The following is a 14,177-nucleotide window of genomic DNA, read 5'->3' on the forward strand; positions in this document are numbered from 1 at the left end:
GAAGCGTTCAAAAAGCATCGCTTCAACTCAATCATCAGTGCGTGTCCAACAGCGTCGCCAGGAACAGGCGAAGCGCGCGCACCGTCAAAATAAATATGTCAGGAGGAGCTATGCAGTGGACTCTTCCGTCTTTCGCCCTTGCACAACCGGTCCAATGGAACGCGTTGCTGCTGTTCGGCAGCTTGTTGCTGTTCGGGCTGATAGCCGGTCATATCGTGTCGAAGTCGCCATGGGTGCCGCGCATCACGGGTTATCTGATCGTCGGTTTCATCCTCGGCGGCGGCGGCCTGAACTGGCTGTCAGGCGACGTGCTGAGCGTGACCAATATCTTTGCCGACATCGCTGTCGCGCTGGTGGTGTATCAACTGGGCCGCTACGTCGACATCGGCTGGCTGCGCCGCGAGAAGTGGCTGCTGGCTACCGTCGTCACCTCGGCCGTGCTGTGCTTCACCTTCGTCAGCCTGGCCTTGCTGTGGTTTGGCACCTCCAACGTGCTGGCCTTGCTGGGCGGCGTGTGGGCCATCGCCACGGCGCCGGCCGTGGTGCTGGTGGTGCTGCGCGACCTCAAGGCTGAAGGCCAGGTCACGCGTCGCCTGGCGACCATGACCGCGCTCAACAATTTCGTCGCCATCCTGGCCGCCTATGCCTTGCTGCCGGTGATCGCGCATGAATCCGGTACGCCGGTGCTGACGCTGGTCGAACACACCGCGTATTCATTGATCGGCTCGCTGGTGCTGGCCTACCTGACTTACTGGCTGATGATGCCGCTGGCGCGCCTGCTCGGTCGCCAGGGCAGCCGCCAGTTCGTGCTGGTGATTTCGGTCATCGCGCTGGCCATCGGCGTGGCGCACGCACTGCATTTGCCGGTGATGCTGACGATGCTGATCTTCGCCATCATGTCGAAGAACCTGGATCGCCAGTACGACCTGATGGAACTGGAATTCGGCGTCGCCAACGAATTGTTCGTGGTGATGCTGTTCGTCACGGTGGGCGCCTCGATGCGCCTGTCGGACCTGAGCATGGTCGGCCTGTCGGTGCTGATCCTGATCGCCGCGCGGTTCGTGGCGATGGGCTGCGGCGTGTTCCTGTTCGCCCGCTTTGCGCGCATGAACTGGAAGCAGGCCGGCTTGCTCACGTTGGGCACCTTGCCGATGACCGAGGCGGGACTCGGGTTGATGCAGACGATTTCCAACCTGTACCCGCATACCACGTCCGATGTCGTGCCCTTGCTGGCGGGATGTCTGATCGTGCTGGAATTGTTTGGCCCTGTCGCCACCCAATTCGCCCTGATCAAATCTGGTGAAAGCGGACGCGAATGACTAATACCACTCTCCACGAAGAACAAGGACTGACGCATTATCCGACGTCCAGCGCAGGCATCCTGCCGTTCACGTCGTCCACGCCATTCACGATGGGCATCGAGCTGGAACTCCAGCTGGTCAATCGCCGCAACTACAACCTCGCCAGCGACGCCGTCGACCTGCTGACCTGGATCGAGCCGCGCGAGCTGCAAAAGCAGATCAAGCTGGAAATGACGCAAGGCATGATCGAGCTCAACTCGGGCATCCACACCCGCGTCGATGAGCTGATCGAAGAGCTGAAGGACTTGCGCGGCGCCCTGAACAACGGCGCGCAGTATCTCAACATCGACGTCTCCGGCGGCGGCGCGCATCCGTTCCAGCACTGGAACGAGCAGCGCATCACGCCGAGCGAACGCTTCTATCACCTGCACGAGAAGTACGGCTATCTCGCCAAGACCTTCACCGTGTTCGGCCAGCACATCCACATCGGCGTGGCCAACGGCGACGATGCGCTGTATCTGACGCATGCGTTCTCGCGTTTCGTGCCGCACTTCATCGCGCTGTCGGCGGCGTCGCCGTTCTACCAGGGCGCCGATACCAAATTCGACTCGTCGCGCAGCAACGTGGTGCGCGCGTTCCCGCTGTCGGGCACGGCGCCGGTGCAGACCCGATGGGCCGAGTTCGAGACCTATTACGACGAGCTGCTGCAGATGGGCATCGTCGCCAGCATGAAGGATTTCTATTGGGACATCCGCCCCAAGCCGGAATACGGCACCGTCGAAATCCGCGTCTGCGACACCCCGCTGACCATCGAGCACGCCGCGCACCTGGGCGCTTACGCGCAGCTGCTGGCGCGCTGGATACTGACCGAGCGGCCGTTCGTGATGCGCGACGATTTTTACCTGCTGTACCAGTACAACCGTTTCGAGGCCAGCCGCTTCGGATTGAACGGCATGCTGGCCTTGCATGGCGAGACGCCGGCGACTTCGAGTAAACTGCCGATCTTCGAGCATTTGCTGTTGCAATTGCAGTTGCTGCAACCGTATGTGCAAAACGAGGTCGAGGAACTGACCCTGAAACGCCTGCGCCACATGGCGCACAACCGGCTCAGCGACGCCGGCTGGCTGCGCCAGGCATTTGCCCAGCGCGGCTCGCTCAACGATATGATGCGTCTGTCGTCCGAACTGTGGATGGACCGGTCGCCGCCTTCTTATTTCCAATGATGCCGCCTGCTTTCGCCAGTGAAAGAGGCTGGCGAAAGCAAACATGACAACACCATTCGATGTAGCAGTAATCGGCGCCGGCGCCGCCGGCATGATGTGCGCGGCCGTGGCCGGCCAGCGCGGCAAGTCGGTGGTGCTGATCGACCACGCGTCCAAGCTGGCCGAGAAGATCCGCATCTCCGGCGGCGGCCGTTGCAACTTCACCAACATCGGCGCGACGCCGCAGAACTTCCTCTCGCAAAATCCCCATTTCTGCAAAAGCGCCTTGTCGCGCTACACGCCGCAGGACTTCCTCGCGCTGGTCAAACGCTACCAGATCAGCTTCCATGAGAAGCACAAGGGTCAGTTGTTCTGCAGCGACTCGTCCGAAGAAATCATCGCCATGCTCAAGGCGGAGTGCGATTCCGGCCACGTCGAGTGGCGCATGCCGTGCGGCGTGGCCTCGGTGGGCAAGGACGGCGAGTTGTTCCGGCTGGAGACCGATTCCGGCGAAATCCTGGCGCGCCACGTGGTGATCGCCACGGGCGGCCTGTCGATTCCCAAGATCGGCGCCACCGACTTTGCCTATCGCATCGCCAAGCAGTTCGAGGTCAAGCTGGTCGAGACGCGTCCGGGCCTGGTGCCGCTGACTTTCGACGGCGCCGGCTGGCAGCCTTTCGTCGATCTGGCCGGCATCGCGCTGGAAGTCGAGGTCGAGACCGGCGTCAAGAAAGAGCGCGGCTATTTCCTCGAAGACCTGTTGTTTACCCATCGCGGCCTGTCCGGCCCGGCAATCCTGCAGATTTCCAGCTTCTGGCAGCAGGGCGCCTCGCTGACGCTGAACCTGCTGCCGCAGATCGACGTCGCCGACACTCTCATCGAAGGCAAGACCACGCTCAAGAAGAATCTCGGCAACCTGCTGGGGCAATGGCTGCCGGCGCGGCTGGCCGACGGCCTGCTCAAAGCCAACGGATTCGACGGCACGGCGCGCATCGCCGACATGCCGGACAAGCAATTGCGCCAGGTGGGCGAAGCGCTCAATCGCTGGACCATCAAGCCGAACGGTTCGGAGGGCTACCGCAAGGCAGAAGTCACCATGGGCGGTATCGATACGCGCGAACTGTCGCAGCAGAGCATGATGGTGAACAAGGTGCCGGGCCTGCATTTCATCGGCGAGGCGGTCGACGTGACCGGCTGGCTGGGCGGCTACAACTTCCAGTGGGCCTGGGCGTCGGGCGTGGCGGCGGGGCAGGCTATTGAATAGAGGGAGTGTATGTTTCCGGCACGCATCCCAAATCGTTGATTTATTTGGATTTTTTGCCGCTCGGTTGGAAAAAAGCCACGGTAAAGCTTCCATTTGCCGCTTCGGTCTGCTAAAATCGCGTTCTTTCCGTATCCAACCTAACCTCTTTGGTTTGAATCTACATGACCACTATTCGTCTTAAAGAAAACGAGCCGTTCGAAGTCGCCATGCGCCGCTTCAAGCGCACTATTGAAAAAACCGGTCTGTTGACCGAGTTGCGCGCGCGCGAGTTTTACGAAAAGCCGACAGCAGAACGCAAGCGCAAGCTGGCAGCTGCAGTGAAGCGTCACTACAAGCGCATCCGCAGCCAGCAACTGCCTAAGAAGCTGTACTAAGAAATTCCCGTCGCGCCGCCTCGTTGCGAGGTGCGCGCGACCACGTTAAACCCGCTCTGGTACACGCCACAGCGGGTTTTCGCATTCGTAGGCCGTCGCTAAGCTACTGCGCGAACCGGCATGCGGTCTGCGGTGCTCATCGTACATTCGTACGATTCCGCTCCTCGATCCACATGTCGGTCCTGTTCGCTACGCTTATCGACGGCCTACGTGGTCTCATATAAGTCCTTTGCGACGCACTTCAGCGACCGGGATTTGAGGCTTGTGCTAGATTGAATCAATCGCTTATCTCTGGAGAATGCAATGGGTCTGAAAGAGCAAATCACCGAAGACATGAAGGCGGCGATGCGCGCCAAAGAGGCGACCAGGCTGGGTACGATTCGCCTGATCACCGCGGCGATGAAGCAAAAGGAAGTCGACGAGCGCGTTGAGCTCGACGATGCGATGGTGCTGGCGATCATCGACAAGATGGTCAAGCAGCGCAAGGATTCCATCAGCCAGTTCGAAGCCGGCGGTCGCCAGGATCTGGCCGACATCGAGAAGGCCGAACTGGCCATTCTGACCGCGTACATGCCTGCCGGCCTGTCCGATGACGAGATCAAGGCTGAAGTGCAAGCCGCCGTGGCCGCCACCGGCGCCGCCGGTCCGCAGGACATGGGCAAGGTCATGGGCGTGCTGAAGCCGAAGCTGGCCGGTCGCGCCGACATGACCGCCGTGTCCGCTTTGGTCAAGGCTGCCTTGGCCGCTGCCTGAATCTTGTCGGGACGCTGACTCCTTGTGATTCCACAGTCGTTCATTCAGGATTTGCTCAACCGCGTCGATATAGTCGATGTGGTTGGCAAGTACGTGCAGCTCAAAAAGGGCGGCGCCAACTTCATGGGCCTGTGCCCGTTCCATAACGAAAAATCGCCAAGCTTCACGGTCAGTCCGACCAAGCAGTTCTATCACTGCTTCGGCTGCGGCGCGCATGGAACGGCCATCAGTTTCCTGATCGAATATTCCGGCCTGGGTTTTGTCGAGGCGGTCAAGGACCTGGCCCAGGGCGTCGGCATGACGGTGCCGGACAACGACGACCGCATCCCGCCAGCGCAACGCGCCGAGCAGCAGGCCAAGAGCATGGCCTTGTCGGATGCGATGTCGGCGGCTTGCGATTTTTATCGCCAGCAGCTGCGGGCGGCGCCGAATGCCGTCGAGTATTTGAAGGGCCGCGGCCTGACCGGCGAAATCGCCGCAAAGTTCGGTCTCGGCTACTCGCCTGATGAATGGGACAGCCTGCGCAAGGTGTTCCCGGATTATGAAGTGCCGGCGCTGGTCGAAGCCGGCCTGGTGATCGACAAGAGCGACGAGGACGGCGGCCAGCGCATGGGGCGCAAGCGTTACGACCGCTTCCGTCATCGCGTCATGTTTCCGATCCGCAATACCAAGGGCCAGGTCATCGGCTTCGGCGGCCGCGTCATGGACGGCGGCGAACCGAAGTACTTGAACTCCCCGGAAACGCCGCTATTTCAAAAGGGTAGCGAGCTGTACGGTTTGTTCGAGGCGCGCCAGGCGATCCGCGAAGCGGGCTATGTGCTGGTGACCGAAGGCTACATGGATGTAGTGGCGCTGGCGCAGCTGGGTTTCCCGCAGGCGGTGGCGACGCTGGGTACGGCATGCACGCCGATCCACGTGCAGAAATTATTGCGTCAGACCGACGAAGTGGTGTTCAGCTTCGACGGCGACTCGGCCGGACGACGCGCCGCACGGCGCGCGCTGGACGCGTGCCTGATCCATGCCTCGGACAACAAGATCATCAAGTTCCTGTTCCTGCCGAAGGAGCACGACCCGGACAGCTACGTGCGCGAAAAAGGCGCCGAAGCATTCGAGCAGCAGATTAAAGAAGCGATGCCGCTGTCGCAGTTCCTGATCAAGGAAGTGGTCGGCGACAACGATATGACCACGCCGGAAGGCCGCGCCCGCGCGCAGTTCGACGCCAAGCCGATGTTGCAGGCATTGCCGCCGTCGTCCTTGCGTCTGCAGATCGTGCGCAGTCTGGCGCAGGTCACGCAGACCACGCCGGCTGAAATCGAGGCGTTGTTCGAATTGTCCAGGCCGGTGGTGCAGGCAAGTACGCGCCGGCCGCCGCCGCGCAGCAAGCGCATGGCGCCGGTCGGGCTGGAACGTCAGATCGTGCGGCTGCTGGTGGCGCATCCGGCCTTGGCGAGCGACTTGGACAACGACACCCTGATGGTGGTCGGTCACCATGCGCCCGATCATGCGCAGATGGTGACGCAACTGGTTGAAGCCTGCCGCAGCATGGGCGAGCAGGCCAATTTCGCGACGCTGGTCGAACTGCTGCGCGACGGCGGGGCGGATTTTGAAAGCCTGATCGCCGAAATCGCGGCCGAGACCGAGGCCGAATCCGAATTCGATGTCGTCCGGCAAGAGATGGCCGGTGCGGTGCGCCAGATGAAAATGCGCCAGGTCGAGGATGAAATGAAGCAGTTGTCGATTGCCGGCCTGAGGGATGAAATCGCCCAAAGCCGCTACCGGGAATTGATGCAGAGGAAGGAACATCTGAAACGTCTCACGGGAGCCGATTTCGGATGATTTTGAGAGGTGTTGAGGGACGATCGGGGCTGGATGTTACGCAGGATTGCCTTGATCTCCGGGAAAAACACCCTATATATGTTATAATCCAAGGCTTTAATTCCGCGGCGAAACATAACTCGTGATGCGGCAAAGATTCATTGAACCATCGGTCCATAGAGCGAATGAAGGCAAATAAGCCATCGCATTGGACAAGAAATGCAGGGGACGAAAGATTTAGGAACGTTGCGCGGGCAAATCGTATCCAAGTGATATGAGATGCAGGAAAAGCATGGTTTGAATGGCGCAATGAGTTTGACTCACTTGGCTTTGATTCTATGGCAGATGCAATGAAGAAAACCGCAAAAACTCCGACACCTTCCGCTAAAAACACCAAGCCGGCCGTCAAGCCGGCAAGCAAGTCGACCCCTGTATCACGATCGGTCCCGAAGAAAACAGCTGCTGCAAAGCCTACCGGCAAAGCAACGGCGACGGCAGTAAGGGCAACAAGCTCGCCAGCGAAAGCTGCATCGACAGCCTCGGCGAAAAAATCCAGTGCCAAACCTGCTTCTACGGCGGTTCGCGCTGCAGTGCCGGTAGTCGCCAAAGCGACGACCAAAGCGGCTGCAACGCCAACAAAGAAGAACTTATCTCAAGCCAGCATCAAGCCGGCTTCTGTGCAATCGAAAGCTTCTGTGACAACCAAGAAACCTGAACCGAAAACCGCCAAGCCTGCAGCCAAAGCAGCAGTCAAGAGCGAAGTCAAAGACGTCAGCGTCATGATCGCGCCTGGCGTAAGCCAGACGACCGACGCCGCCGCACTGGCCGCCATCGACACGTCCGGCTACATTTTGCCGTCCGTCAAGGTGCCGGGCCGCCGTGGCCGCAAGCCGAAGGAATTCCAGCCGGAGAACGACGAAATCGCCGCACTGAATGCGGTTGAGCGCGCCGAACTCAAGGCCGTCGACAAAGCCAAGGCCAAGGATCGCAAAGCCAAGGAAAAGGCGCTGCTGAAAGACGCCTTTTCGTCCGACACCGAAGCCACCGAAGAAGAACTCGAGCGTCGCCGCCAAAAGCTCAAGACCCTGATCAAGCAGGGTAAGGAGCGCGGCTACCTCACCTTCTCCGAAATCAACGATCACCTGCCGGAAAACATCGTCGATCCGGAAGCCATCGAAGGCATCATCGGCACGTTCAATGACATGGGCATCTCCGTGTACGAACACGCGCCTGATGCTGAAACCTTGCTGCTCTCCGACAACGTCGCCAACGTCGCCAGCGACGACGACGCCGAAGCTGCGGCTGAAGCTGCGCTGTCGACCGTCGACTCCGATTTCGGCCGCACCACCGACCCGGTCCGCATGTACATGCGCGAAATGGGCTCGGTCGAACTGCTGACCCGCGAAGGCGAAATCGAAATCGCCAAGCGCATCGAAGACGGCCTGAAGGACATGATCCAGGCGATCTCCGCTTGCCCGACCACGATCGCTGAAATCCTGGTCGCCGCCGACAAGATCTCGAAAGACGAAATCAAGGTCGACGAAATCGTCGATGGCCTGGTGGACATGAGCGAAGGCGAAGTCGTTGTCGCCGCCGCTTCGGATGAAGAAGACGACGAGGACGACGAAGAAGACGGCGAGGAAGAGGAAGAAGAAGGCGAAAGCAGCAACACCGGCGGCGCCGCAGGTTTCTCCGCCGAGCAGCTGGAACAGCTCAAGCGCGATGCGCTGGGCAAGTTCGCCACCATCTCGACCCAGTTCGACAACATGCGCAAGGCCTTCGAAAAAGAAGGCTACAACTCCAAGCCGTACGTCAAGGCGCAGGAAATCATTTCCAACGAGTTGCTCGGCATCCGCTTCACCGCCAAGGTCGTTGAAAAACTGTGCGACACGCTGCGTGCGCAAGTCGACGAAGTGCGCCAGATCGAGCGTCAGATCCTCGACGTCGCCGTCAACAAGTGCAACATGCCGCGCGCGCATTTCATCAAGGTTTTCCCGGGCAACGAAAGCAACCTGGACTGGGTTGACGGTGAAGTCAACGGCAACCACGCCTACAGCGTCGTGCTGGCGCGTAACGTACCGGCCATCAAGGAACTGCAACAGAAGCTGATCGACCTGCAAGCGCGTGTCGTGCTGCCATTGCCTGACCTGCGCGGCATCAACAAGAAGATGGGCGCCGGCGAGAAGAAGGCGCGCATGGCCAAGCGTGAAATGACCGAGGCCAACCTGCGTCTCGTGATCTCGATCGCCAAGAAGTACACCAACCGCGGCCTGCAATTCCTTGATCTGATCCAGGAAGGCAACATCGGCCTGATGAAGGCCGTGGACAAGTTCGAATACCGTCGCGGCTACAAGTTCTCGACCTATGCGACATGGTGGATTCGCCAGGCAATTACACGTTCGATCGCCGACCAGGCACGCACCATCCGTATCCCGGTGCACATGATCGAAACCATCAACAAGATGAACCGCATCTCGCGTCAGATCCTGCAGGAAACTGGTGCAGAACCTGACCCGGCGACGCTGGCCATCAAGATGGAAATGCCGGAAGACAAGATCCGCAAGATCATGAAGATCGCGAAAGAACCGATCTCCATGGAAACGCCGATCGGCGACGACGACGATTCGCACCTGGGCGACTTCATCGAAGACAACAACACATTGGCCCCGGCCGATGCGGCGTTGCACGCTTCGATGCGCGGCGTGGTCAAGGACATCCTCGATTCCCTGACGCCACGCGAAGCCAAGGTGCTGCGCATGCGTTTCGGCATCGAAATGTCGACCGACCACACGCTGGAAGAAGTCGGCAAGCAATTCGACGTCACGCGCGAGCGCATTCGTCAAATAGAGGCAAAAGCGCTGCGCAAGCTGCGCCATCCGTCGCGCTCCGACAAGCTGAAGAGCTTCCTGGAAGGTAACTAAGTCAGACCGGGACTTCGGTCCCGGCCAGACTCAGGCCCCCTAGCTCATGCTTGGTTAGAGCAGCGGACTCATAATCCGTTGGTGCCGTGTTCGACTCACGGGGGGGCCACCAGTATTGATAAGGGTTACAAGCCGATTGGTTTGTAACCCTTTTTTCATTTTTTCTCCATGTAACCGCTATGTAACCAAACGAAGTCAACGTGAAGCCATGCTTCTGTCGGCGCTGCCCGACTAACGGCCACGATTGATGTAGTAATTCGATGCGCCAAAGCTGGAAAAAGACAATTAATGCATAATTGCCAAACCGCAATCTAGCTGCGGATTTAGCCCATTCAACATTATTCAGATCTACCTATGTATACCGGCAGCATCGAGGCGTTAAAGTCCCCATTCATTGACGTTACCCATTTCCTGCAGCTAATTTGTATGGGTGCGATCAAGCCCCTCGAAGAGCGGACAGGCATTGATTGTGTACTTAATGCAATGCATTACCACGCACCCACTTGGGTCTCACATATGCTCAGTTCGGAAGATTCGAAAAGGATTGAGCAGCTATTGCCAGAGCTCCCTCCTCTTCACGGTTATATGACCGAGGAAGATTGGGTAGAGTTTTCTGAGAAGTGGTTCAAACTTTGCAAGGATGAGCCTAAATGGTCTCCTAGGGTGGGTGCTGAAATCAAGGATCGACCACGCGTTGGAATGGGGTGTATCTTGTCAAAAAAAGACGTCTTGCTAGACGAATGGTGGATGCCGACCCTAGTCTCGCTTGAAGACAAAATGATTCTGACTAAGCTTCTGCCACGGTTGCCAGAGCTTCACGGGAAAATGAGTGAGGGCGAAATTCAAAGTTTTCTAAGTAAATACCGAGACTTGCCGGATCGGCCAGCTTGGGAGCCATATATTATTAATGAAAAAGCTAGAAAGAATGATTTAGACAAACAGAGAGAAACACGTCGTGATCATGCTAATCGGCTAGAGGAGGCGATTCAAGCCGGTCGTCTGGCGGCGGTTTCCGAGGACCATCAGCCAAGAAAGCATTTCACTAGAGGTGTTTATATTTCTCAACAGGAAGCGCTTGACTACTTATCTCAGCTGAATCTTCTACATGTACTGGAAAAGAAGTTCTCTAGCGAAGAGGACATCCGAAAAATTATTACGATTTCCGCGTCTGATAATACGGTGAACGCGGAGGTCGGTGGCATGCTTGAGCGCGCAGAGTCTCAAGTCGGTGAGCTTTCCGGTGATGAACAGGTAGAGGGCGACGTCGAGCGTAACAACGACACCAGCAGCCCAGAGGAATTGGCCTCCGGGCAGCGCGAGCCAACATATGAAGAGATGATTATTGCTGCGCGCGAAGGGCGGCAGATGGACGATTTGGTCGAATATATCGCATTAGCGATGGAGGCCAGGAAATCTAATTTTCCAGGAAAAATTTGGGCTTGGCTCAAGGCCCGCGCAAATGACAAAGATTATAGCGTCCTCAAAGGCGTTGTATCTAACGGCATTCAGTATGTTCCTCGAGAAGGAGAGTCCGTGGAAACGCTGACAAGGACGCATCTGAAGGATCGACTTTATCGTTTACGAAAAAAGGTACGAGAACAATGGTTGTTGACGTAAACATGTATCGAAAAGAGAGCGCCTGGCGCTCTCTTTTGTTGCCGATTGGAACTTTTAGTCGCGCGAAGCAAATAGTATCGCGCGAAAGGCGCGGTAAGTAGCGCGAAGGAAAATTCCAGTTTCAGCGAGATTACCTTACGCATCGTTGATCGAGGTTGAGCAGCACCACTCCGAGGTGCCGACGTCGGTCACGACTACTGAAGGAGAATTTTGCTGTGAATAATCTCACTGACAATGAGTCGCGAGCACATACCCGTATGCTGACGACCAACGAACTGGCTTTTAAGTTGGCGATGGAGCCGCAATCGATTCGTAAGCGCTGGTCTCAAACAGGCTCTTATTTCAGCATTCGCCCACTGAAATTGCCCAACGGTAAACTCCGCTGGCCTGCGAATGCCATCGACATGTTGTTCAACATCAACTGCGTCGCTTAAGGGGGGAGAAGCATGGCTGTCATTTATGAAGGCGAAAACGGCAAGCGTATGACCTATCCTAACCCTAATAAACCTATCGAGCGCGCCGTCGGCGCCAAGGCAAATATGGCGCCAGAAACTCAGCATGCCAAGGCGAGCGACGAGGCACATCAAGGCAAGGGCGCGATCGACACCAGCAAGCTGCCACAAGTGCAAAATGCGGATCTCGAAAACACCGAGCAAGGTTCGGACACCGATCCGGAGCAACGCATTTTCGATCAATTGAACGACGTTTCGGATCAAACAGCACTCCCGCTGACATCGAAAATCTGCTTGCCCGAAAAGAATTCGGAGATCAACGACATCATTGCCGGCCTCAAGTTGTTGCAGCCGAATTCGCGTCAGGTGAAGGTCGAGAAATTCCGTGTGCTGTTCCCTGTGATTAAAGAGGTTTTGGACGATAACGTCCCTCAGCGCGCGGTCATTGACTATTTGGCGAGCCAAGGACTGAAACTGTCTCCGAATACTTTCCGCGCCATGTTTGAGGCGGAGTCTCAGCGCATGCAGAATCCTGGTACTTTGCCGGCAAGCTGAGCGATCTGAGTTGTTGTGCAGGGATTGCATGCACTAGATTTAGTCATTTGAAGTGGCGACTGAGATCAGGTGCATGCTAATCCAGCTCAAATTCATCTTCACTAAACAACTAATTTATACCAACCCAAGTCAGATCTAGATCAGCGAGATGCAAGTCGCGCTTGTCCGGTTCGACTGAAATGAAGGACAAACAATTTGAAGTAGAACAGGAGATCGGGATCTGACCGTAAAGGACAGAAAATGTTAAATCCCTGCTATATCCCCGTACCCTCGTATCCGACGCACGTGTTTTCTTCGATGCTTCGCTCGACCATTCAAGAGTTGCAGCGCAACACTTTGGCTCCCGAAGCAATGATTGGCATGGAGGTTTTGTCGGCAATGTCGGCCGTAGCTCAAGGGCTGTATGACTACGAATCGGCAACCGGCTCAGTGCGCCCCGTTTCTTTGAACACTTTGGTGATCGCAGATTCCGGGGAGCGCAAAACATCTGTGCACAATCTCGTGGCTAAGCCTATCTACGCCTTTGACGAGGCAAGGATGGTGCAGTACAAGAAAGAACTCGCAGAATTCGATACGCAGCAGCATATCTGGACGACCAGGAATACTGGCCTCCATCGTCAGTTGCGCAAATTGGTCGAAAACCAAAAGCCAACTGAGGAGTTGGAGCTGGCAATCGTGGCGCATGGGAACGACAAGCCGATCAAGCCGCAGTTGCGCCGGTTCATCCGGCAAAACCTGACGGAGCGCGCCTTCATAGAATCGATTGCAGGCGATGGTGAAGCCATCACCTGCATGTCAGACGAAGGTGAGATCTTGATCAAAGGCGGTATTTTCCGATTTATGGGGCTGATGAACAAAGGGTGGGATGGTGCGTCCATGCTCACAATGGATCGCAGCGATGGCATCAGCATCGTGGCGAGAAATCCGCGCGTGGCAGTGTCGATCTTGGTGCAGCACTCAGTCTTCAAGGAACTTATTGAAGGCCGCGGTGAACAATTGCGTGGTTCCGGTCACTGGGCTCGATACCTGGTGGGCTTTCCGGAATCGACTCAGGGTCGTCGCTTCACCAACAAGTTGAATCATGACTGGGTTGATCTGCCTATTTTTCACGCCAAGATGAAGTCGATCTTGGACGAATATGCAGAGAAAAAGAAGGCGGGTAACAACAAGCGTAAAGTGTTGCAATTTTCAAATGACGCAAAATATCGTTGCCTTGAGTTGGTTAATCAAACTGAAAAATTGATTAGTCCTTGGGGATATTTCTTCGATATCAAAGATGCCGCCTCTAAAGCGGTTGAAGTGATAGGGCGCATCGCGGCATTGCTTCATATTTTTTCGGATAACGAGGGCGCGATCTCGTTGGCGTCGCTCGATAGCGCAGTGCAGATTTACGATTGGCACGCAGGCGAATTCAAACGTCTGTTTTCCTCCGCACCTGAACTGTCTGAAGCCGAGCAAGATGCGGAGGCAATAACAGATTTCTTGGTGCGGGACGTCTGGAACAGCGGCGCAAACTGGATCAAGAAAAATGACCTGCGTAATTATGGGCCGGCGCGTTCGAAGGTTCGTCTTAACGATGCATTGGCAATACTGACGCAACGCAATTTGGTATGGCTTACTAAGGACAACAGCCGTACCACTATCGTAAATTTGGTGCCCAATTCATTTCCGTATCGTTTGATGTACTAATGGAACTTTACGCGGGCTGTTAATTTCGAAAGTTGTATTTGGCAGGTGAGAGGAAACTCTTACCTGCCATTTTTTATGTTAATTTTTCATTGAGGCGCATTTTTATATCCAATAACTGGTTGGGCTAACAAAAATAGATCTGAGAGGCTTTTAGGGTCTGCTGTTTTTGCTGCGAACAGCAAGAACAGCACGGATTCTTGAGTGCCGGCAGCCGAGATAAAAAATCTGCTCAAT

The 14,177-nt window shown here is 56.5% G+C and carries 12 protein-coding genes and 1 tRNA gene; 12 read left to right on the forward strand and 1 reads right to left on the reverse strand.

Going from position 1 to position 14,177, the window contains the following annotated elements; all coding sequences use genetic code 11:
- The first annotated feature begins 110 nt into the window (after positions 1-110).
- From DXT88_RS05905 to dnaG, 6 genes are all read left to right on the forward strand, one after another.
- Complete coding sequence (locus DXT88_RS05905) at positions 111-1,319, forward strand: cation:proton antiporter (protein WP_029364014.1); 1,209 nt, start codon at positions 111-113, stop codon at positions 1,317-1,319.
- A complete protein-coding gene (locus DXT88_RS05910; RefSeq protein WP_265211964.1) occupies positions 1,316-2,524 on the forward strand; it encodes a YbdK family carboxylate-amine ligase in 1,209 nt (402 codons plus the stop codon). The genes DXT88_RS05905 and DXT88_RS05910 overlap by 4 nt, the downstream gene beginning before the upstream one ends.
- 43 nt (positions 2,525-2,567) lie before the next feature.
- Positions 2,568-3,767, forward strand: coding sequence for a BaiN/RdsA family NAD(P)/FAD-dependent oxidoreductase (locus DXT88_RS05915; RefSeq protein ID WP_265211965.1), 1,200 nt, complete (start codon positions 2,568-2,570; stop codon positions 3,765-3,767).
- 161 nt (positions 3,768-3,928) lie between these two features.
- Positions 3,929-4,141 carry a 30S ribosomal protein S21 gene (gene rpsU, locus DXT88_RS05920; protein ID WP_005665410.1) on the forward strand — a complete coding sequence of 71 codons (213 nt, stop codon included), beginning with the start codon at positions 3,929-3,931 and terminating at the stop codon, positions 4,139-4,141.
- A 303-nt stretch (positions 4,142-4,444) separates the two neighbouring features.
- Positions 4,445-4,894 (forward strand): GatB/YqeY domain-containing protein, encoded by a 450-nt coding sequence (locus tag DXT88_RS05925; protein ID WP_016836568.1) that lies wholly within the window; start codon positions 4,445-4,447, stop codon positions 4,892-4,894.
- A gap of 24 nt (positions 4,895-4,918) precedes the next feature.
- Positions 4,919-6,730, forward strand: coding sequence for a DNA primase (gene dnaG / locus DXT88_RS05930; protein WP_265211966.1), 1,812 nt, complete (start codon positions 4,919-4,921; stop codon positions 6,728-6,730).
- Here the strand turns inward: dnaG and DXT88_RS05935 are convergent.
- Positions 6,708-7,271 carry a hypothetical protein gene (locus tag DXT88_RS05935; RefSeq protein ID WP_265211967.1) on the reverse strand — a complete coding sequence of 188 codons (564 nt, stop codon included), beginning with the start codon at positions 7,269-7,271 and terminating at the stop codon, positions 6,708-6,710. The two genes, dnaG and DXT88_RS05935, sit on opposite strands and share 23 nt — an antisense overlap.
- A 133-nt stretch (positions 7,272-7,404) precedes the next feature.
- Between DXT88_RS05935 and rpoD the strand changes: the two genes are divergently transcribed.
- The 6 genes from rpoD to DXT88_RS05965 all read left to right on the forward strand — a co-directional run bounded on the left by rpoD (position 7,405) and on the right by DXT88_RS05965 (position 13,943).
- Positions 7,405-9,630: an RNA polymerase sigma factor RpoD gene (rpoD, locus tag DXT88_RS05940; RefSeq protein WP_265211968.1), complete on the forward strand. Its 2,226-nt coding sequence runs from the start codon at positions 7,405-7,407 to the stop codon at positions 9,628-9,630.
- A gap of 33 nt (positions 9,631-9,663) precedes the next feature.
- Positions 9,664-9,742, forward strand: a tRNA-Ile gene (locus tag DXT88_RS05945).
- 314 nt (positions 9,743-10,056) lie between these two features.
- Positions 10,057-11,247 (forward strand): hypothetical protein, encoded by a 1,191-nt coding sequence (locus DXT88_RS05950; protein ID WP_265211969.1) that lies wholly within the window; start codon positions 10,057-10,059, stop codon positions 11,245-11,247.
- 215 nt (positions 11,248-11,462) lie between these two features.
- Positions 11,463-11,681 (forward strand): DNA-binding protein, encoded by a 219-nt coding sequence (locus DXT88_RS05955; RefSeq protein WP_321161102.1) that lies wholly within the window; start codon positions 11,463-11,465, stop codon positions 11,679-11,681.
- A gap of 12 nt (positions 11,682-11,693) precedes the next feature.
- Complete coding sequence (locus DXT88_RS05960; RefSeq protein WP_265211970.1) at positions 11,694-12,254, forward strand: hypothetical protein; 561 nt, start codon at positions 11,694-11,696, stop codon at positions 12,252-12,254.
- Positions 12,255-12,494: 240 nt separating this feature from the next.
- Positions 12,495-13,943 (forward strand): YfjI family protein, encoded by a 1,449-nt coding sequence (locus DXT88_RS05965; RefSeq protein WP_265211971.1) that lies wholly within the window; start codon positions 12,495-12,497, stop codon positions 13,941-13,943.
- The last annotated feature ends 234 nt before the right edge of the window (positions 13,944-14,177 follow it).

This window comes from Herbaspirillum lusitanum, assembly GCF_026127345.1.
Taxonomy (GTDB): domain Bacteria; phylum Pseudomonadota; class Gammaproteobacteria; order Burkholderiales; family Burkholderiaceae_D; genus Herbaspirillum; species Herbaspirillum lusitanum.